Annotated in this window: 16 protein-coding genes and 1 pseudogene; 7 read left to right on the top strand and 10 right to left on the bottom strand. The window is 74.9% G+C overall.

What is annotated here, in order from left to right:
• Positions 1–23 precede the first annotated feature (23 nt).
• The 6 genes from EF879_RS21470 to coxB form a co-directional block, all read right to left on the bottom strand.
• Complete coding sequence (locus EF879_RS21470; protein WP_123561449.1) at positions 24–410, bottom strand: cytochrome c family protein; 387 nt, start codon at positions 408–410, stop codon at positions 24–26.
• Complete coding sequence (locus tag EF879_RS21465) at positions 407–1378, bottom strand: cytochrome c oxidase assembly protein (RefSeq protein ID WP_123561447.1); 972 nt, start codon at positions 1376–1378, stop codon at positions 407–409. The genes EF879_RS21470 and EF879_RS21465 overlap by 4 nt, the downstream gene beginning before the upstream one ends.
• The gene (locus EF879_RS21460; protein WP_123561445.1) at positions 1366–1764 is read right to left on the bottom strand and encodes a hypothetical protein; all 399 of its coding nucleotides are present in this window, start codon (positions 1762–1764) and stop codon (positions 1366–1368) included. Before EF879_RS21460 ends, EF879_RS21465 begins: the two co-directional genes overlap by 13 nt.
• Complete coding sequence (locus EF879_RS21455; RefSeq protein ID WP_123561443.1) at positions 1764–2384, bottom strand: cytochrome c oxidase subunit 3; 621 nt, start codon at positions 2382–2384, stop codon at positions 1764–1766. Before EF879_RS21455 ends, EF879_RS21460 begins: the two co-directional genes overlap by 1 nt.
• Before the next feature lie 73 nt (positions 2385–2457).
• A complete protein-coding gene (gene ctaD, locus EF879_RS21450) occupies positions 2458–4392 on the bottom strand; it encodes a cytochrome c oxidase subunit I (protein WP_123561441.1) in 1935 nt (644 codons plus the stop codon).
• A gap of 10 nt (positions 4393–4402) precedes the next feature.
• Positions 4403–5425 (bottom strand): cytochrome c oxidase subunit II, encoded by a 1023-nt coding sequence (gene coxB / locus EF879_RS21445; RefSeq protein WP_123561439.1) that lies wholly within the window; start codon positions 5423–5425, stop codon positions 4403–4405.
• A gap of 115 nt (positions 5426–5540) precedes the next feature.
• Between coxB and ccsA the strand changes: the two genes are divergently transcribed.
• From ccsA to EF879_RS21415, 5 genes are all read left to right on the top strand, one after another.
• Entirely contained in the window at positions 5541–6344 is an 804-nt protein-coding gene (gene ccsA / locus EF879_RS21440; protein WP_199736554.1) for a cytochrome c biogenesis protein CcsA, read from the top strand.
• Positions 6345–6525: 181 nt separating this feature from the next.
• A complete protein-coding gene (locus EF879_RS21430; protein ID WP_123561435.1) occupies positions 6526–6933 on the top strand; it encodes a cytochrome c maturation protein CcmE in 408 nt (135 codons plus the stop codon).
• A complete protein-coding gene (locus EF879_RS21425) occupies positions 6930–8912 on the top strand; it encodes a heme lyase CcmF/NrfE family subunit (RefSeq protein ID WP_123561433.1) in 1983 nt (660 codons plus the stop codon). Before EF879_RS21430 ends, EF879_RS21425 begins: the two co-directional genes overlap by 4 nt.
• The gene (locus EF879_RS21420; protein WP_123561431.1) at positions 8909–9478 is read left to right on the top strand and encodes a TlpA disulfide reductase family protein; all 570 of its coding nucleotides are present in this window, start codon (positions 8909–8911) and stop codon (positions 9476–9478) included. Before EF879_RS21425 ends, EF879_RS21420 begins: the two co-directional genes overlap by 4 nt.
• Entirely contained in the window at positions 9475–10398 is a 924-nt protein-coding gene (locus tag EF879_RS21415; protein ID WP_158624237.1) for a cytochrome c-type biogenesis protein, read from the top strand. Before EF879_RS21420 ends, EF879_RS21415 begins: the two co-directional genes overlap by 4 nt.
• Positions 10399–10446: 48 nt before the next feature.
• On the opposite strand, the gene EF879_RS21410 is transcribed toward EF879_RS21415, so the two are convergent.
• On the bottom strand, positions 10447–10890 hold the full coding sequence (locus EF879_RS21410; protein WP_148086515.1) for a phage holin family protein: 444 nt from the start codon (positions 10888–10890) through the stop codon (positions 10447–10449).
• 303 nt (positions 10891–11193) lie between these two features.
• On the opposite strand from EF879_RS21410, the gene EF879_RS28655 reads away from it, so the two are divergent.
• Positions 11194–13005: a glycoside hydrolase family 15 protein gene (locus EF879_RS28655; protein ID WP_305036054.1), complete on the top strand. Its 1812-nt coding sequence runs from the start codon at positions 11194–11196 to the stop codon at positions 13003–13005.
• Positions 12980–14614 carry an MFS transporter gene (locus EF879_RS21400; protein WP_158624235.1) on the top strand — a complete coding sequence of 545 codons (1635 nt, stop codon included), beginning with the start codon at positions 12980–12982 and terminating at the stop codon, positions 14612–14614. Before EF879_RS28655 ends, EF879_RS21400 begins: the two co-directional genes overlap by 26 nt.
• 45 nt (positions 14615–14659) lie before the next feature.
• Here EF879_RS21400 and EF879_RS21395 read toward each other — a convergent pair whose 3' ends face one another.
• The 3 genes and pseudogenes from EF879_RS21395 to EF879_RS21385 form a co-directional block, all read right to left on the bottom strand.
• On the bottom strand, positions 14660–15760 hold the full coding sequence (locus EF879_RS21395) for an enolase C-terminal domain-like protein (protein ID WP_123561423.1): 1101 nt from the start codon (positions 15758–15760) through the stop codon (positions 14660–14662).
• Between the two features lie 4 nt (positions 15761–15764).
• Positions 15765–18871: pseudogene (locus EF879_RS21390) on the bottom strand (FAD-binding and (Fe-S)-binding domain-containing protein).
• On the bottom strand, positions 18868–20634 hold the full coding sequence (locus EF879_RS21385) for a thiamine pyrophosphate-dependent enzyme (protein ID WP_123561421.1): 1767 nt from the start codon (positions 20632–20634) through the stop codon (positions 18868–18870). Before EF879_RS21385 ends, EF879_RS21390 begins: the two are co-directional and overlap by 4 nt.
• Positions 20635–20664: the final 30 nt, after the last annotated feature.

Raw genomic sequence — 20664 nt, 5'->3', positions numbered from 1 at the left:
ACCAGGACAACCGGCGGTCCGGCTCACTCCAGGGTGAACAGGTACGCGGCGATGTCCTGGGCGTCGGTCTCGCTGACCCCGAGGTCGGGCATGGCGGTGCCCGGTTCCACCGCCTGCGGGTCCTGGATCCAGCGACGCAGGTTCTCGGGGTTGTTCGGCAGCTCCCCCGCGATGTACGACCGGGCGCCGAACCGGGTGAGCGGCGGGCCGACCAGGCCCTCCGCCCGCGGCACCCCCGGCACGGTGTGGCAGCCGCCGCAGCCGTACTGCTGGATCAGCCGCGCCCCGCGCTCCGGATAGCCCTCCCGGCTCTCCGGCGGCGGGAGCGGCACCCGGGTGCAGGCGGCCAGGACGGCGGTCACGGCCAGCGACACCAGCAGCGGCGGCCAGATACGGAGTTGCCTGTTCATCGGGTGTCCTTCCCCGCCGCCGGACGAGCCGGCGCGCGGTCGATCGGATCGGCCCGGGCCGGCCCGCGGGGGACGGGTCCGGCGGGACCCTCGGGCGGCAGCCCGGACGCGCGCGGCAGCGCCCGGTCGAGTCCGGCGAGCCAGCGCAGGAACACCACCGACGCCGCCACCAGCACTGCCACATCCATCGGAATCCACATCAGCAGCCCGGCGAGTTGCTGGTCGGCCTCGGGGTCGCCGCCGTGGGGCGCGAGGATCCCGGCCGGGTAGACCGGACCGGGCGCCAGGGTCAGGGCCGCGCCCAGAGCGGAGGCGGCCAGCATCGTGGCGACCAGCACCAACACGGCGGCCGGACCGGAGATCCGGTGCCGGTCGGCACCGAGCAGCACCGACCAGAGCAGCGCCGCCGCGACGACGAACGAGGCGTGCTCGGCCGCGTGGACGAGGCCGTGCTCGGCCGCCAGGCGGTAGGGGGCGGGCAGGTGCCAGCCCCAGAGCACGGCCGCGTGCAGGACGCCGGCCAGCACCGCGAGGGCGCCCGGGCGGCGGCGGACCCAGGAGCCAGCCGTCGAGGTACGCCACCGGGCCCAGCGACGGCGCAGCCGTCGTGGGGCGGCCAGCGCCAGCGGCAGGCCAGGCGCCGCGGCGGCCAGCGCCGGACCGGCGACCACCAGCAGGATCATGTGCTGGCCCATGTGACCCGCGAACGACCGCTCCGCCCACACGTGCCCCGGGCCGGTCGAGGCGACCAGCACCGCGGCGATACCGAGGGCGAACCCGGCAACCCGCCAGCGGGCGACGACGGCCCCGGTGCCGCGCCGGCTCCACAGCTCGTGCACCCCGCGCCCGTACCCGGCGCAGAGCAACGCCAGGACGGTGACCACCAGCAGGTTGCTCCAGGCCTGCGTCACCGGGTCGCCGTACGCCAGCGGTCCCCCGCCGGCCGATCCGTCGGTCAGCGCTGGCATGGCGGCAGCACCAGGGCGGCGACGCCGCCGAACACGATCATGGCCAGCGCCAGCAGGTTCAACCAGAGGCCGACGACGGCGAGCAGGTGGGCCCGACCCGTCGCCCGGTCACCGTCCTCGCGCGGTTCCGGGCGGAGACGCCGCCAGGCGAGCACCGAGACGACGAGCGCGGCGGTGGCCCCGGCCGCCGGGAGGAGGACCGCGAGCGCGATGGCGCCGACCAGCGGGACGCCGGCGAGGTCGTCGTGCCCGGCCTCGCAGGCGAGTTCGTCGATGCTCCAGGCGGCCAGCGAGTGTACGGCCCAGGAGAGCGCCCCGCCGAGTACGGCGAACCACAGCAGCAGTCCACCGACGAGCGCGGCGCGGGACGACACACGCTCGCTCATCACAGCCTCGGCGAGAGGTAGACGGTGAACAGAATCGCCACCCAGACGGCGTCGACGAAGTGCCAGTAGTACGCGACGACGCGGACCGGCTCGGGCCGGCGGGCGCTGACGCCCCCGCGCCCCGCGGCCGCGAGAAGCCAGCAGACCATGAACAGTCCGACCGTGACGTGCGCGCCGTGGAAGGTGGTGATGACGTAGAACAGCGACCCGTAGACGTTGGTGGTGACGGTGTACTCCCGCAGGTTCTCGTGGTACTCCATCCCCTGCAGGCCGAGAAAGGTCCCACCCATGACGAGGGTGGCGAGCAGCCCGGCCCTCACCTGCCAGCGTCGGCCGCGTCGGATGCCGGCCTCGGCCCAGGCCACCGGCAGGCTGCTGGGCACCAGTACCGCCGTCATGACCAGCGGCAACCGCAGGTCCGGTTGCGCGATCCCGTCCGGCGGCCACGGCACGCCGTGCTGGAACCGCAGGTAGAAGTAGCTGCCGAGCAGCGCGGCGAAGACGGTGCCCTCGGTGGCGATGAACAGCATCACCCCCCACCACGCCGTCGACCGGCCGACCGGCTGCTCGGTGACCAGCCCGGCCGGGCGGAGCGCCGTCCGGAGATCGGCGGGGGTCATGCCGTCTCCTCGGTGCGCTCGGCGACGTCGTGACGCACCGACGCACGCCAGCCGAATCGATCGCGGCGCCGGCTCATCCCGCCACCCCCGCCTCCTGCGGCGTCCGCCGCGGCGGCCAGAGCCAGGCGGCGAGGGTGCCGATGACGAGGGCGGCGCCCGCGGCGGCGACCCAGTACCAGGCGAGGAGCAGGCCGAGGAAGACCATCAGCAGCCCGACGGCGGCCAGCAGCGGCTTCCGCGTCTCCTCCGGCATCTCCACCGGCCGTTCGTATCGGCCGTCGAGCTCGCTGGTGCACAGCGTTGTGCGCCCCTCGGCCAGGATCCGGTCCTCGGTGGCCCCGGGCCCGGTCGACTCGACGGTGCGGGGGTCCCAGTTCGGATGCAGGCTGTGTACCCGGGGAATGACCGGGAAGTTGTACGGCTTCGGGGGCGAGCTGGTGGTCCACTCCAGGCTGTCGCCGCCCCACGGGTCGTCCGGCGCCGGTGCGCCGCGGCGCAGCGCGTGCACCACCCCGACGGCCACGAGCAGCAGGCCGGCGGCCACGACGTACGCCCCGATCGTGGCGAGCAGGTTCCACGGGTCCCAGCCCAGCCCGCCGGGGTAGGTGTAGACGCGGCGGGGCATGCCGAGCAGCCCCGAGACGTGCATCGGGAAGAAGGTGAGGTTCATGCCCACGAAGACCAGCCAGAACGCCCACCGGCCGAGCCGGACGCTGAACATCCGACCCGTCATCTTGGGCAGCCAGTAGTAGACGCCGGCGAGGATCGGGAAGACGGCGCCGCCGAAGAGGACATAGTGGAAGTGCGCCACCACGAAGTAGGTGTCGGTGGTCTGCTGGTCGAAGGCGGTCAACGCGAACATCACGCCGGTGACGCCGCCGACGACGAAGGTGACGAGGAAGCCGACGACGAAGAGGAACGGCACGCTCACGACGATCCGGCCGACCAGCATCGTGGCGAGCCAGGCGAAGATCTGGAGGCCGGACGGGATGGTGATGACCGTGCTCGCCGCGCTGAAGAATCCGTAGGACAGCTGGGGCAGGCCGGTGGCGAACATGTGGTGCACCCAGACTCCGAACGAGATGATCGCGATCGCGACGATCGAGAACACGATCAGCGGGTATCCGACGATCCCGCGTCGGCAGAAGACCGGGAGCACGGCGGAGACGATGCCGAGGGCGGGCATCACGATGATGTAGACGTCCGGGTGGCCGAAGATCCAGAAGAGGTGTTGCCAGAGCAGGACGTTCCCGCCCCGTTCCGGCTCGAAGAACCGGGTGTCGAAGCGGCGGTCGAGGAAGAGCAGGGCGTTGTCGAGATTCAGCACCGGTAGCGCGACGAGCACCATGAACGAGGTGGCGACGATGGCCCAGACGAAGACCGGCACGCGGTTGAGCGACATGCCCGGAGCGCGCAGCTTGAGCGCGGTGACGATGAAGTTGACCGCGCCGGAGGTGGTCGAGATGCCCAGGAAGAGCAACCCCAGGGTGTAGACGTCGAGGTGCAGGCCGGGCGTGTTCCGCTCGTCGGTCAGCGGCACGTACGCGAACCAGCCTCCGTTGGGGGCCGCACCGGCCGGCACGCTGGCCCACATGAAGAGCCCGGCGAAGAGGAACACCCAGTAGCCGAAGGCGTTCAGCCGGGGGAAGGCCATGTCCCGAGCGCCGATCATCAGCGGGACCAGGAAGTTGCCGAACCCGAACAGCATCGGCGTCGAGAACAGAAAGATCATCGCCGTGCCGTGCATCGTGAAGAGCTGGTTGTATTCCCGGGGCGACAGGATGCCGGCCTCCGGCCCGGCGAGCTGGGTGCGCATCGCCACGGCGCTGGCCCCGGCGAAGCCGAAGAACACCGCTGCCGTGACCAGGTACCGTCGGCCGATGCGCTTGTGGTCCACGGTGCCGAACCAGGTCCGCAGGCTCGGCGCCTCCGCCCAGTGACGGGTCAGGCTCGCCATCGCCTCCGGACCGGGACGGGTGCCGCGCGCGGCGGCGGTGCTCGACGGCATCGGTCCGCTCCTACCGCAGCGATTCCAGGTAGGCGATCAGGTCGGGAAGGGCCGCCGCGTCGACCGGCTGCGGCGGCATGGCGTTGCCCGGTTTGACGGTCTGCGAGTTGACGATCCAGCCGCCCAGGTGCCCGCCGTCGTTCGGGACCGCCCCCGCACCCAGGCTCCACCGGGCGCCCAGGGTGGAGAGGTCCGGCCCGACGGTGCCGGTGGCGGCGGTGCCCCGGACGGTGTGGCAGGCGACGCAGGTTCCCTGGAGGAACGCCTGCTGGCCACGGCGTTCGGCGTCGCTGTCCGGCGTCGCCGCCGGCGCGGCGAGCCGGGCCAGCCAGGCGTCGAACTCGGCGCGGGGCTGGGCCACCACCTGGAGCGCCATGTGGGCGTGTTGGAGGCCGCAGTACTCGGCGCACTGCCCCCGGTACTCCCCCGGCCGCTCCGCCCGTAGCCAGGTCTCGCGGACCTTGCCGGCGATCAGGTCGGTCTTCGGCATCAGCTGCGGTACCCAGAAGCTGTGCAGGACGTCGACGGTACGCAGCCGCACCCGCACGGGCTCGCCGACGGGGATCCGGATCTCGTTGGCCGTCGCCCCGTCCACCCCGGCGTACCGCACCTCCCACCACCACTTGTGCCCGGTCACGTCGACCGTGACCGCGGGTGGGGACTCGGGCTGGCGCAGGGCGGCGAGGTCGCGCAGGCCGACGCCGTACGCCGCCAGCAGGATGACGAAGGGCACACCGGCGCCGGCGACGACCACGAAGCGGGTCGGCTCGACGCGACTGATCCGGCGGTCCGGGCGGCGCCGGAACACCAGCGCCCAGGCCAGCAGCGCCATGACCTCCGCGAAGACGACAACCGAGATCCAGAACAGCAGCCACCACAGGCCCTCCACCCGCCGGGCCCCGGTCCCCGCCGGGTCCAGGGTGGAGGGCGCCCCGCCGGAACAGCCGCCAAGCAGGACGAGCAGCCCGCAACCGACGATCCGGGCGACCGGCGCGAGCGGCCGGCGGTGCCCCGCCCACTCCCCGCCCGCCACCGGTCACCACCTTCCCTTGTCCGGCCGTCACCCCAGGCTAACCGGACAAATAATGCTTTTAGTGCTTTTGCGGTTTAACTCCCTAACCGTACGTCACTCCGGCATCATCGTCGGCGTGGGCCCTGCTCAATCCGGGTCCGGCGCCGTCCGGACCGCAGACACCGACGACCGGCCCGGCGTGGCGCGTACGCCCCGGGCCGGCGACCGGCGCGCGGCGGCCGACCGGCGCAGCCTGGGCTGGCTGGCCGGCGGCCTGGCCACCGCCGCCGCGGCCGCCGGCCTGCTGATCGCACCGCCCGACGCCGTCCAGGGGGACGCCCAGCGGCTGATGTACCTGCACGTCCCGGCTGCCTGGACCGCCTACCTGGCCTTCGCCGCCGTGCTCGCGAGCAGCCTCGGCTACCTCGCCACCCGCGACCCGTGCTGGGACCGGCGGGCCCGGGTCGCCGCGGAGCTCGGGGTCGGGCTGACCACGCTGACCATCGCGCTCGGCGCGCTCTGGGGCCGGGCGGTCTGGGGTGCCTGGTGGGCCTGGGACCCGAGGCTGGTCAGCACCGTCCTGCTCCTGCTGGCCTACGCCGGCTACCTGGCCGCCCGGCGCGTCCTCGGCGAGGGACGCGGCGTCCCGGCCACGCACCGGGTCGGCGGGCCGGCCGCGGTCGTCGGCGTCGCCGGGTTCGCCCTGGTGCCGCTGGTGCACTTCTCGGTGGTCTGGTGGCGCTCCCTGCACCAGCCGGCGACGATTCTCGCGCCGGACCGACCGCCGATCGACCCGCTGATGGCGGCCGCCCTGCTGCTGAGCCTGGCCGCGTTCACCACCACCGCAACGTGGCTCTTCCTGCGCCGGCTGGCCGCACTCGAACCCACGCCGGGCGGCTCGGTTCCGACGGCGGCGCCGAACCCGGTGGAGACCCGGTGAACGGGTGGGTCGCCGTGCTGGCCGGCCTCGGCCTCACCACCGCCACCGCCGCCTGGGCCATCCGGTGGAGCGCCGTCCATCCCAGCCCTCGCACCGACGGGACCGGGGACGCCCCGGTCCGCCGCCACCGACCCGCCGGTAGGGCGGCGCGCCGCCCCGCACCCCCGCCCCGGAGGCCCCGGTGACCCGGCCGAACCGTGCCGGTCTCGCCCTGGCCACCGTGCTTCTCGCCGGTACCGGGCTACTCGTCCAGGCGGGCCTGCGCGACACCCTCAGCTACTACCGCACACCGGCCGAGCTGGCGGCCGATCCCGATGCCGGAGCCGGCCGGACCCGGCTGAGCGGCGTGGTCGTGCCCGGCTCGATCCGCCACGACCGCGGACAGACCGTCTTCCGACTTGCCGCGGACGGACACGAGATCACCGTACGGCAGCAGGGAGTGCCCCCGGAAACCTTCCGGGCCGGCCAGGACGCGGTCGTGGAGGGTGTCCTGGGGCCCGACGGCGTGTTCCGCTCCGACCAGGTGCTCGTCCGGCACGACAACGAGTACCGGCCGGCGGGCGCGACCTCGCCGGGGACGGCCCGGTGACCGGTCAGGTCGGCAGCGTGGCGCTCGGTGCCGGCCTCGCCGCCTCGGTGGCCGCGACCCTGCTGTGGCTGCGCCGCGCGCTGGCTCCGGACGCGCCGGTCCGGCCGGCCCGGCTGGCCACCGCCGCCGCGCTGGTGGCCGCGGTACTGGCGTGCGGGGCGGCGGAATGGGCGCTGCTGCGCCACGACTTCAGCCTCAGGTTCGTGGCGGAGCACGGCGGGCGACACGTGCCGGTCTACTACACCGTCACCAGCCTGTGGTCGGCGCTGGACGGATCGCTGCTGCTCTGGCTGCTGATCCTCACCGGCTACGCCGGCCTGCTCGCCCGTACCGTCCCCGCCGACGGCCGGCGGCTGCACCCGTGGGCGATGGCGGTGGTCAGCGTCGTCGCCGTCTTCTTCTTCGCGCTCTCGCACTTCGCCGCCAACCCGTTTCACCCGGTCGCCCCGGTACCGGCGGACGGGCCGGGCCCCAACCCCCTGCTCCGGACGCACCCCGCGATGGGCCTGCACCCGCCGCTGCTCTACGCCGGCTACGTCGGCCTGGTCGTCCCGTTCGGGTACGCGCTCGCCGGGCTGCTGGCCGGCCCCGCCGGGCGACGCTGGGCGGTCCCGGCCCGGCGGTGGACCCTGCTGGCCTGGACGCTACTCACCGCCGGGATCCTGCTCGGGGCCTGGTGGTCGTACGCGGTCCTCGGCTGGGGCGGCTACTGGGCCTGGGACCCGGTCGAGAACGCCTCGCTGGTGCCGTGGCTGACCGCCACCGCGTTCCTGCACGCGCTCCGGCGCCCCGGCGCCGTCGATCGGACCGGCTGGCCGGTCGGCCTGGCCTGCGCCAGTTTCCTGCTGGTGTTGCTCGGCACGTTCCTCACCCGTTCCGGGATGGTAGCCAGCGTGCACGCCTTCACCGCGTCGCCGCTCGGGCCGGTGCTGCTCGGCTTCCTGCTGGTGACCGCCGTCGGCACCGTGCTCCTGATCGGCTGGCGCCTGCGGCTCCCGGCCGATTCCGACACGCCGCGGGCCGAACCGCTGCTGTCCCGGCCGACGGCCCTGCTCGGCACCCTGATCCTGCTCACCACCATCGCCGCGGTGGTCCTCGCCGGCACGCTCTTCCCGCTGCTCGCCGAGGCCGTCTCCGGCACCACCGCGGCGGTCGGCCCGGGGTACTTCCACCGCACCGTGGTACCGCTGGCGATCGTCCTGCTCGGGCTGGTCGGCCTGGCGCCCCTGCTCTCCCGCGCCGGGACTTCGCCCGGCGAGCTGGCCGGGCGGGCCGCCGCGCCGGCGGGGGTCGCGCTGGCCGCTGTCGCCGTGCCCGGTCTGCTGAGCCGACCCGGGCCGACGGTCCTGGCCGCCTTCGGCTGCGCCGGCTTCGCCCTGGCCAGCACGGCCGCCGACCTGTGGCGACGGTTGCGCGCCAGTGGACGGCGGGCCGGATGGTCCCGGATCGGCACGGCGCTGGCACACGCCGGAATCGCACTCGTCGCCGTCGGTGCCGCCGCCTCCGCCGCCTACACCGTCTCCGTCGAGCGGGAACTGGCGGTCGGGGAGTCGCTGACGGCGTCCGGGGCGACGGTCCGGCTGGCGGCCATCGAGCGAACGGGCGACGACGCCGGGATGCGGGTCCGGGCCCGCCTCGCCGTCGGCCCGTCGGGCCGGCCGACGGGTACCGCCGCGCCTGAGCTGACGTACCACCCCGGGCACGACCTGACGGTGAGCGTTCCGGCGATCCGCCCAGGCCTGCTCCGGGACACGTACACCACCCTGCTCGCCGTCTCGGCCGACGGCCGTACCGCGACCGTCCGGCTGGCCGTGAACCGGATGGTCTCGCTGGTCTGGGCTGGCGGGGCCCTCACCGTCCTCGGTGGAGCACTCGTCCTGGCCGGGACTGTACCGCGTCGTGCCCGACGGGGGCGGATCCGGCGGGACCGTGACCGGCCCCGACCGGCCGCGCCGGTCGCTCCGGGAGGGGCGCGATGACCCGGCCGCCGGCCGGGTGGCCGGGCCGCCGGCTCCGGTGGGTACCGTCGCTGGCGCTGCTCGCGATCGGCGCCCTCGGCGCGACGGTGGCCGTCGGCGTGGCCGGCACCGGATCCCGCTCCACCGGGTCACCGGTGACCGCACCGGGCGCGCCCGCACCACCGCTGGCCGGCCGGAGCCTCACCGGCGCGCCGGTCGACCTCGCCGCGTTCCGCGGCCGGGTCGTGCTGGTCAACCTGTTCGCGTCCTGGTGTGGGCCGTGTCGGGACGAACTACCACTGCTCGTCGCGGCGCAGCGCCGCTGGGCGTCGCGGGATCTCCAGGTGCTCGGGCTCGCCGTCCGGGACGGCGAGGCGGCGATACGGGCACTACTCGCCGAGACGGGGGCGGTGGAGCTGACCGTGGTGCCGGACCCGACCGGAGCCACCGCCGTGAGCTGGGGGGCATTCGGGGTGCCAGAGACGTTCCTGGTGGACGCCCAGGGCCGGATCGCGGACCGGACGTCCGGCCCGGTGACCGCCGGTTGGCTCGACCGGCGGCTGACCCGGCTGCTGGGCGCCCCGTGAGGCCACGGCGGGCAGTCGGCGCGGCCGTCCTGCTGGTCCTGCTGCTCGGCGCCGTGCTCGGGACGTACCGGTCGGTGCGGGTGGCGGACGACGACCCGGCGCGTCGGCTCAGCTCCGAGCTGCGCTGCCCCGCCTGCCAGGGCGAGTCGGTGGCGGACTCCCGGTCGCCGATCGCCGCCGCCATCCGCGAGGTCATCGCCGCCCGGCTCCGCGCCGGCGACAGCCCGGAGGAGGTCCGGACGTACCTGGTCCGCCGGTACGGTGCGGAGGTGCTGGCCACGCCCCCCGCCCAGGGCTGGGGGCTGCTGCTCTGGCTGGTCCCGGTGCTCGCGCTCGGGGTCGGGGCCGGATCGGCGTTGCGTACCCATCGCCGGCGTCGCGGCGCGGCCCCCGGGGCACGGCCGGCACCGCCCCGACCCACCCGCCGGCCCCCGCCGCCGGTCACCGCCGCCGGGGTCTGGACCGCGGGTGCCGTCGCCGTGCTGGCCCTGGTCGGCGGTGTCGCCGTGGCCGCCCCGCGTCTGGCCACCGCTCCGGAACCAGCCCGGCGGCCGGGTCCGGCCATCGCCGCGGACCCGGTGCTCGACCTGCTCGCGCTGGCCCGGGCGGCGGAGGAGCAGGGCCGGTACGAGGCCGCCGCCGAGATTTACCGGACCGCGCTGGAGCGACGTCCGGCCGACGAGATTCGCCTACGGTTCGCCTTCATCCTGATCCGGCTCGGGCAGACGGCCGAGGCGGCCCGGCTCGCCGAGACAGTCCTGGCCGCCCGGCCCGACACCCCCGACGCCCTGCTCATGCTCGGCCTCGCGCAGCGCGACAGCGACCCCGCGGCCTCGGTCCACACCCTGCGCCGGTTCCTCGACCGGGCACCCGGACACCCGGCCGCCGCCGAGGTCCGGCGCCTGCTCGGGGACGGCTGAGCGCGACCGGTGACGCGGCGACGGAGTGTGGAGCGGCCCGCCGGACAGTCAGGGGTGCCCGACGGGACCCGGACGGTCGGGCGGGGTGCCCCCGGCACGTACCGCCGCCACCGCCCGACGGAGGTCACCGGCCAGCCGGTGTGACCAGCCGGCCGCCGCGTGCAGCCGAACCACACCGGCGCCGGCCAACAGCACCGCGGCGCCCAGGTACCCGGCGGCCAGGACGGCCGCCGCCCGGCCGGCCGGCATCCTCGCCTCCAGCGTCCGCCGGGCCAGCACCGACACCGCACCGATCCCCAGCACGGTCGCGATCCCGGCCCCGGCCAGCAGTCCCGCGCCCAGCCCGGCCCGCCGGGCCGAGCCGAACAGCTCGCCCCGCAGCCGCATCGCCTCCTGGCGGGCCAGGTCCGCGAGGTCCCGGGCGAGCCGATCGCCCGGCACCGGCCCGACCGGACTCCGCGCCACGTCGCCGCCCGGGTCGACCGCGGACACCCGCACCACCTCCCGGACGGCTGGCTACCCCGCCCGTCAGCCTTCATGCCCGGCCGGCCCACCGCCGCCGGAGGGGCGGGGCGCCGGACGCGCGTCGGGACCGCCCCGGGCGCCCGGCGCCGACGGGACGGGCTGGCGGTCCGCCCCGCCGGGCTCACCGACGACCCGCGCCGACGCACGAAAACCGTGGGAAACCGGTGAGGTGTCAGGTGGGGCCGTCCGGGTAGTCCGTGCCGGCCAGACACGAGCGAGCGGGGTGGGCGTGGACGGCACGGTCCGGGCCGGGGGCGGTGGGCGACGGCCGTGAACACCGGAGGAGGCGACGGGGCCGGACCGGCGGGCGACCGGCCGGCCGGTCCGTACGTGCTGCGGGAGTACGCCCTGCTCGCCGACGGCTACCGCGGTGCGCTGGTCGACCCCGCCGGAAACGTCGACTGGCTCTGCGCGCCGACCTGGGACAGCGACGCCGTCTTCGGCGCCCTGCTCGGGGCGGGCGGCCGCTACGGCGTCACGCCGACGGACCCGCGCACCGTCTGGGGCGGCTACTACGAGCCCGGCACCCTGATCTGGACCAGCCGGTGGGTCACCACCGACGGGATCGTCGAGTCCCGCGAGGCGCTCGCCCTCCCCGGCCAGGAACGCCGGCTGGTCCTGCTCCGCCAGGTCCACGCCGTCGACCACGACGCCGAGTTGGCGGTACGGCTGGAACCGGCCGCCGGCTTCGGCCAGGCGCGCCTGCACGAGCTGCGGCGGGACGGGGAGAGCTGGCTGGCCCGCAGCGGCGGGCTGTACCTGCGCTGCACCGGCGGACAGCTGCTCGGCCCGGACGACTCGACGGCGCTGACCGGACGGCTGGTCGTCCCCGCCGGGCGGCGACACGACCTGGTCCTGGAGGTCTCGGTCGACCCGATCCCGGAGCCTCCCCCGGATCCGGAGACCACCTGGCGGAGCACCGAGCGCACCTGGCGCAGCGGCGTCCTCCCGCTCCCCGACTGCGTCGCCCGGCGCGACGCCCGGTTCGCCCACGCCGTGCTGCGCGGGCTCACCCGGCCCGGTGGCGGCACGGTCGCCGCCGTCACCACCTCGCTGCCGGAACGGGCCCGCAGCGGTCGCAACTACGACTACCGGTACGCCTGGATCCGCGACCAGTGCTACACCGGCCTGGCCGCGGCCGCCGCCGGTGCCGACGACCTGCTCGACTCGGCGGTGGAGTTCGTCCGGGCACGGCTGGTCACGGACGGTCCGGCACTGACGCCGGCCTACACGGCGGCCGGACACCCGGTGCCGGACGAACGGGCACTGCCCCACCTACCGGGCTACCCGGGCGGCGCGGTCCGCGTCGGCAACCGGGTACGGGGCCAGTTCCAGCTCGACACGCTCGGCGAGTGCCTGCTGTTGCTGGCCGCCGCCGCCCGCCGGGACCGGCTGGACGCGTCGGCCTGGCACGCCGTCGAGATCGCGGCCGGGGCGATCGAGCGACGCTGGCGGGAACCGGACAGCGGAATCTGGGAGTTGTCGCCCCGCCAGTGGACGCACTCGAAGCTGGCCTGCGTGGCCGGGCTGCGGGCCGCCGCCGTGGTCGCGCCCGCGGCGCAGGCCGCCCGCTGGGCGTCGCTCGCCGACACCGTACTCGCCGACGCCGGCCGACACGGGGTGCACCGGTCCGGCCGCTGGCGGCGCGCCTACGACGACGAGCGGGTCGACGCCGCGCTGCTCCTGCCCGTGATCCGGGGTGCCATACCCGCGGACGACCCCCGCAGTACGGCGACCCACCGGGCGGTCCTCGACGAACTCGCCGAGGACGGGTACCTGTACCGCTACCGGCCGGACGAACGGCCGCTCGGTGAGGCGGAGGGCGCCTTCCTGCTCTGCGGCTTCATCGCGGCGCTCGCCACCCACCAGGCCGGCGATCCGGTCGGCGCGCACCGGTGGTTCGAACGCAACCGGGCCGGTTGCGGCCCGCCCGGGCTCTACACCGAGGAGTTCGACGTCCAGCAGCGGCAGCTCCGCGGCAACCTGCCGCAGGCGTTCGTCCACGCCATGCTGCTGGAGACGGCGGTGACGCTGGCCGCGCCGGTCCGGGGTGACGGTGGGTACGCGCCGGTCCGCCGCTGACCGGGCCGACACCCCGGGGGTCGGCGCACGGCTCGGCGTCCGGGCTCGGCGACTCCTGGGCGGCTCGGGGCGGACGCGCGTCGTCCTGCTGCTCGGCGCGGTGCTCGCGCTCAACAGCGCCGACACCGGCGCCATCGGCGCGGCGGCGGCACAGCTCGAGGCTGACCTGGGGATCAGTCACGCCCAGCTCGGGCTGCTGGCCTCGGCCTCCTCCGGGGTCGGCGCCCTCGCGGCGATACCGATGGGGATGCTCGCCGACCGGGTCCACCGGGTACGCCTCCTCGCGGTCACGGTCGCGGCCTGGGCCGTCGCCATGGTCGCCGGTGGCCTCGCCGCCGACTACCGCTGGCTGCTCGTCTCCCGGCTGCTGCTCGGCGCGGCCGTCGCCGCCTCGGGTCCCGTGGTGGTCTCGCTGACCGGCGACTTCATCCCGCCTGCCGACCGCGCGGCGGTGCTGGGGTGGATCCTCACCGGCGAGATCGTCGGTGCCGGGGTGGGGCTGGTCGCCGGTGGTGAGGTCGCCGCCGCGCTCTCCTGGCGCTCCGCCTTCTTCCTGTTGGCCGCCGCCAGCCTGGTCCTGGCCGTGGCGCTGCTGTGGCAACTGCCCGAACCGGCCCGGGGCGGTGCGGGCTGGCTGCGCGGCGACCGGCGGACGGCGCCCGACGACGCATGCGGCGGACGCACGACCGGAGCGGACGACCGGACAGCCGGCGGACGGGTCGCCGGGGCGGACGGCCGAGACCCGGCCGGGGAGGCTGCCGGGGCACGGGACGGCGGCAGGGGCGTCGCCCGGGAGAACGGTGGTCTGGGGGCGCGGAGCGGGGAGGCCGGCGACGACCACACCGGCGACGAGGCGCACGAGGTGATCGCCGCCCGGGGCATCGCGCCGGCGCCCGGGCGGGTCCTGCCCGCGGGCGCCGCGGACATGTCGCTGGCCCGCGCCGCGGTCTACCTGCTCCGCATCCCGAGCAACCGGTTGCTGATCATCGCGTCCGTGATCGGCTACTTCTTCTTCGCCGGGCTGCGCACGTTCGCGGTCGTCTTCGCGACCCAGCACTACCGGGTCTCGCAGACCGCGCTGGGAGCGATCGCCCTGGTCGTCGGTGTCACCGCGCTCGCCGGAGCGGTGGCCGGGGGCCGGTACACCGACCGGATCCTGCGCCACGGCCGCGCCGACGCGCGCATCCTGGTTCCCGCCGCCGGCTACACCGCCGCGGCGCTCCTGCTGCTGCCCGGCTTCCTCCTCTCGTCGGTCGCTCTGGCACTGCCGCTGATCGCTCTCGGCACCGCGGCGCTCGCCGCCGCCAACCCACCGCTGGACGCCGCCCGCCTCGACATCGTTCCGGCCCGGATGTGGGGACGTGCGGAGAGCCTGCGGACACTGCTGCGCCTCGCGGCCGAGGGGATCGCCCCGGCGACCTTCGGTCTGCTCGCGGACGCCCTCGCCGGGGACGGAGGCCCGGGTGAGGGCGCGATCGGGCTGCGGGACACCTTCCTCGTCATGCTCGTCCCCCTGCTGGCCAACGGGCTGCTGATGCTGCTGGCCCGGGGCAGCTATCCGGTGGACGTCGCCACGGCCACCGCCTCGGACCGCCAGGCGCACCGGTGAACAGGGTCGTCCGGCGCCGGTGTGGCGCCTACCCCCGGCACCCGGTCAGCGGATCCGGAACCGCTCCGCGTCCGTGTCCCGGAAGGCAAGCCCGATACCGGGCTCGGTCAGGTTCACCGGCGCGCTCCCGCCGGTGGCGGAGACGGTTCCCGCGAAGAGCAGCCCCTCGATCCGGACGTGGTCGTGGAACCACTCCAGGTGACGCAGGTTGGGCACCGCGGCGGCGACGGCGAGGTGCTGGTGCGGGGCGCAGTGCGCCGAGACGTCCAGCCCAGCCGCCTCGGCCACCGCGGCGGCACGCAGGAACTCGCTGATCCCGCCGCACCGCGTCACGTCGATCTGCTGGCAGTCGACGTACCGCACCATCCGGTGGACGTACGCGAGGTCGTAGCCGTACTCGCCGGCGGCGACGTCGGCGCTCACCCGGTCGCGGACGAGGCCGAGTCCTTCCAGGTCGTCGGAGCTGACCGGTTCCTCGAACCAGCGCACGTCCAGCCCCGCGGCGGCCTGCATCACCCGGATGGCCTGCTTGCGCCGGTAGCCGCCGTTGGCGTCGACGAAGAGCTCGGCCGCGTCCCCGATGGTCGCGCGCGCGGCGGCCATCCGCGCCAGGTCCCGGGCCTCGGCGGCGCCACGAGACTCGCCAATCTTGATCTTCACCCGGGGGATGCCCTGCTCCCGGACCCAGCCGGCCAGCTGTCGGTGCTGTCGCTCGGCGTCGTAGCTGGTGAAGCCGCCGCTGGCGTACACCGGGACCTGCCGGCGGACGGTGCCGAGCAGGCGGGCCAGCGGGACGCCGAGTCGGCGCGCCTTCAGGTCCCACAGCGCGCAGTCCGCGGCGGAGAGCGCCAGCCCGGCGACGCCCGGCCGGCCGGCGTTGCGCACCCGGGCGCACATGGCCTGCCAGGCGGCCGGTACGTCGTCGGGGTCGAGGTCGGCGACCACGGGGGCGAGCAGGTCGGTCACCACTCCGGCGGTGGCCGCCGGCCCGTACGTCCACCCGAGCCCGACCGGCGACGTCCCCCCGTCGACCGGCTCGCCCCGGGCCCGGACCAGGACCAGGGTCGTGCTCGACCAGGCTAGGGTCCCGTCGGCCTCGGCCGCGTCCGTCGGGATCCGGTAGGCGGCGACCTCGAGCCGGATCATGGATTCACCCGCCGGGGCGACGGCCGACGGCGGCCCGGGCGACGGCGGCCACCGTGCCGAGAACAGCGGAAGCGACCGCGGCGGTGGTGGCGAACCGGGCCAGCCGGGTCGGGCCGGCGGGTCGCCGTGCCCACCGCTGTTCCGGCAGCGGCCCGTCCCGGTCGCCGTGCAGGCCCGCGCGGAGCATTTCGGCCAGGTGGATCGCCTGCCGGCCGCCGGCCGCACCCTGGTCGATCTGGGTCCGGCAGCTGAACCCGTCGGCGAGGATGACGGCCCGAGGATCGGCGTCGCGCAGCGCCGGCAGCAGCACCCGTTCGGCGCAGGCCATGGAGACCTCGTAGTGCCCCCGCTCGAAGCCGAAGTTCCCGGCCAGGCCGCAGCAGCCGGAGTCCAGGAACTCGGCCCGCACCCCGGCACCGTCGAGCACCGCGCGGTCGGCGTCGGTGCCGAGGATCGCGTGGTGGTGGCAGTGCGTCTGGATCAACGCGGTGCGGGAGATCGCCGGCGGCCGCCACCGGGGGTGTGGTCCCGCAGCAGCTCGGCGAGGGTGACGGTCTGCTGTCGCAGCTTCCGGACGTCCTGGTCGTCGGGGAAGAGCTCGACGGCGTCCGAGCGGAACACGGCGGTGCAGCTCGGTTCCAGGCCGAGCACCAGGCCGCCCGAGCGCAGGTGCGGGGCCAGCGTCGCGGCGGTGCGGCGCAGCACCCGCCGGGCGGTGTGCAGCTGGCCGGTGGAGATCCAGGTCAGCCCGCAGCAGACCGGCCGGTCCGGCACCCGCACCCGCCAGCCGGCCGCCTCCAGCACCTCCACGGCGGCCCGGGCGACGCCGGGATGGAAGTGGTTGGTGAAGGTGTCCGGCCAGAGCATCACCTCGCCACGCCAACCGTCCCCGCGCGGCCCCCGCGCGGCGTACCAGCGCTGAAACGTCTGCTCGGCGAAGAGTGGCAGGTCGCGCCGCTGGTCGACGCCGGCGACCAGTTTGGCGACCCGGTCCAGACCCGGCGCGTGCGTCACCGTGTTGGCCAGCCGCGGCGCGGCCGCGGCGAGCACGGCGGCGACGGGCAGCCAGCCCATCGAGTAGTGGCTGCGGGGCCGCAGCCGGCCGGCGTAGTGGTGGGCGAGGAACTCCGCCTTGTAGGTGGCCATGTCGACGTTGACCGGGCAGTCGGCCTTGCAGCCCTTGCAGGCCAGGCAGAGGTCGAGCGCGTCGCGGACGGCCGTGGAGCGCCAGCCGTCGGCGATGGTCCCGCCCCGGGCGGTGCCGTCGAGCATCTCGAACAGCAGCCGGGCCCGGCCACGGGTGGAGTGCTCCTCCTCGCGGGTGACCATGTACGACGGGCACATCACCCCGCCGTGCTCGCGACGGCACTTGCCGACCCCGACGCAGCGCAGCACCGCCCGGGGGAAGCTGCCGGCGTCCTCCGGGTAGCGGAACACCGTGTCGACGGGGCCGTGGTTGTAGTCCACGCCGAGCCGCAGCTGGGTGTCCATCGGGTACGCCGGCGTCACCTTGCCCGGATTCATCCGGTCGTCCGGGTCGAAGATGGCCTTGAACTGCCCGAAGGCGCGGACCACGCGGTCACCGAACATCCGGGGCAGCAGTTCGCCGGTGGCCTGCCCGTCGCCGTGCTCACCGGAGAACGAGCCGCCGTACGCGACGACCAGATCGGCGGCGCGCTCCACGAAGGACCGGAACTGCCGCAGGCCGTCCGCGGTACGCGGTTCGAACGGGATCCGGCTGTGCACGCAGCCCTGGCCGAAGTGCCCGTAGCGGGACGCCTGCTCGAAGCCGTACTCCTGGTAGAGCCGGTCGAGGTCGCGGAGGTAGTCGCCGAGCCGCTCGGGCGGGACCGCCGAGTCCTCCCAACCGGGGAAGGTGTCCGCCATGCCGGGCACCCAGGCGGTGGCGCCGAGGCCGGCCTCCCGGACCGTCCAGAGCCGCGCCTCGTCGGACTCGTTCTCGAACCGGAAGACGCGCGGCCAGTCCCGACCCCGCATCGCGGCGCTGAACCGCTCCGCGGCGTCGTCGGCCTCCCGCGCGGTCTCCGCACCGAACTGCACCATCAGCCAGGCGCCGCCGGGCGGCAGCATGTGCAGGGCCGTGGGGTGCAGGTGCTTACGCTTCTCGAAGGCGATGAGCTTGTCGTCGATCCCCTCCAGCGCGATCGGCTCGTACGACAGCACGCGCGGCACGTCGTCCGCGGCGGTGGCGAGATCCGGGTACCCGAGCATGACCAGGGTCCGGGCCTTGACGGTGGGGACCAGCCGCAACCGGGCGCGCAGGATGGTGACCAGGGTCCCCTCCGAGCCGACCAGCGCCTGCGCGACGTGGAGGTTCTTCTCCGGGAGCAAACTGTCGAGGTTGTATCCGGAGACCCGGCGCGGAATGTCGGGGTACCGGTCACGGATGTCGTCGGCGTACTCGTCGCGGAGCGCCCGGAGCTGTCGGTAGATCTCCGCCGGCCGGCCGCCCCGGGCCTGGATCTCGGCGTACGTCTCGTCGCTGGTCTCGCCGACCCACATCCGGGTGCCGTCGTAGAGCAGCACCTCCAGCTCGACGACGTTGTCGACCACCTTGCCGGTGCGCTGGGCGGTGGCCCCGCAGGAGTTGTTGCCGAGCATCCCGCCGATCGTGCAGTGGTCGTGGGTGGCGGGCATCGGGCCGAACTCCAGCCCGTACGGCGCCAGCCGCTCGCTGAGGGTGTCCCGGACGATGCCCGGCTCGACCAGGCAGGTCCGCCGCTGTGGGTCGACCTCCAGCAGACGGTGGCAGTACTTCGACCAGTCCAGGACCACCGCCACGTTGGTGCACTCGCCGATCAGGCTGGTCCCGCCCCCACGGGACAGGACCGGGGCGCCGTACCGCCGGCAGACCTCGACGGCGGCGACCGCCGCCTCCACCGTCCGGGGCAGGACCACGCCGAGCGGCACCTGGCGGTAGTTGGAGGCGTCGGTCGAGTACGCGGCACGGGAGCCGGCGTCGAACCGCACCTCCCCGTCGACGGCGGCGTGCAGGTCGGCCGCGAGTCCCGACAGGTCGATCCCCTCGGCCGGTCCGGGGGCCCGGGTGACCGGATCCGGCAGCGCCACCCGGCGCAGTTGGCGGGTCATGACCGGAGTTCGTTGATCTTGTCGCGGGCCACCGTGGCGAGGGTGGCCATCCGGTGCGGCTGGCCCCGGAGGAACGCCTCGGTGAAGTGCTTGGCCTGCTCGTAGCGGACCTTGCCCGGCATCGGGGGCTCGTTCGGGTTCACGTCGCAGTCGACCAGTGACGGCCCCGGGTGGGCCAGCGCCGCCCGGAGCGCGTCCGGCAGGTCCCCCGGGTCGGTGACCTTCGCGCCGTACCCGCCGCAGGCACGAGCCCATGCGGCGAAGTCCGGCTCCGGCTCGCGGTGCCGGACCGCGTACTCGGGATAGCCCAGCACGATCTGCTCCCACAGGATCTGCCCGTACGAGTTGTTGTTGTTCACGACCACCGTGATCGGCAGGTCGTGCCGGGCCGCGGTGAGGAACTCCGCCATCAGCATCGCGAACCCTCCGTCCCCGACGTACGCGATCACCTGCCGGCCGGGATAGGCGTGCTGCATCGCGATGGCGTACGGCAGGCCGCAGGCCATCGTGGCGAGGTTGCCGGAGAGATAGAACTCCCGACCGCCCCGGATGGTCCAGTGCCGGGCCGCCCAGGTGGCGACGGTGCCCGAGTCACAGGTCAGGATCGCGTCGTCGGCGGCCTGTTCGTCGAGGCAACCCGCCAGGTACTGCGGGGCGATCGGGCGCCGGCGCGGATCCTCCAACGCCTCCATCTCGGCCCGCCACTGGTCCCGCCGGCGCTGGTACCTGGTCAGGAACGAGCGGTCCTCACGCCGGGGCAGCATCGGCAGCAGCTGGCGCAACGCCGTCCCCGCGTCGGCGGTCACCGCCGCCGCCACCGGCAGCCGCAGCCCGACGAGGCTCGCGTCCAGATCGATCTGCACCACCCGGGCCTGGCCGGGCGAGGGTAGGTACTTCCCGTACGGGAAGGAGGTGCCGACCATCAGCAGCGTGTCGCACTCCTCCATCAGCTCCTCGCTGGGCCGGGTCCCGAGCAGACCGAGCCCTCCGGTGGTGAGCGGATGGTCGTCCGGTACGACGTGCTTGCCCGGCAGCGTCTTCACGATCGGGGCGCCGAGCGCCTCGGCGGTGGCGAGCACCTCCTCACGCGCGTCGCGGGCGCCGATCCCGACCAGCATCGCGATCTTCCGACCGGCGGCCAGCACCTCGGCCGCCCGGGCCAGGTCCTCGGACGCCGGGGCGACCGGCGGACGCGAGACCGAGGCGCTGCTCGTCGGCGGCGCCCCGGGACTGACGTGCCGGTACGGATCCTCGCTCGCCGCCGCGACCTGGACGTCGTTCGGGAACGACAGGTGCGCCACGGTCCGCTTGGCCAGGGCGTTGCGGATCGCGATGTCGACCACCCCCGGCATCTGCTGCGGGTTGGTCACCACGAGGTTGTAGGCGGCCACGTCCTGGTACAGCAGGTCGGTGTGCAGTTCCTGCTGGTAGTGCGAACCCAGCACCGAGGTCTCCTGCATCCCGGTGATCGCCAGCACCGGGACGTGGTCGAGCTTGGCGTCGTAGAGCCCGTTGAGCAGGTGGACGGCGCCCGGGCCGGAGGTGGCGACGCAGACGCCGAGCCGGCCGGTCGCCTTGGCGTACCCGGTGGCCATGAACGCGGCCGCCTCCTCGTGGTGCACCAGGACGAACCGTAGCCGCTCCCGCTCGCGCCGGAAGCCCTCCATCAACCCGTTGATGCCGTCGCCGGGGAGGCCGAACACGGTGTCGACCCCCCACTCGACCAGTCTCCTGGCCAGGCTCTGTCCTACGATCTCCTGCATCTGACCGCCCCTGTTCCCGTGCCGCGTCCG

It is taken from the genome of Micromonospora sp. HM5-17, from assembly GCF_003762835.1.
In the GTDB taxonomy this organism is placed as follows: Bacteria; Actinomycetota; Actinomycetes; order Mycobacteriales; family Micromonosporaceae; genus Plantactinospora.
Note: the sequence above shows the minus strand (reverse complement) of the source record. Positions and strands in the feature narration are given on the sequence as shown.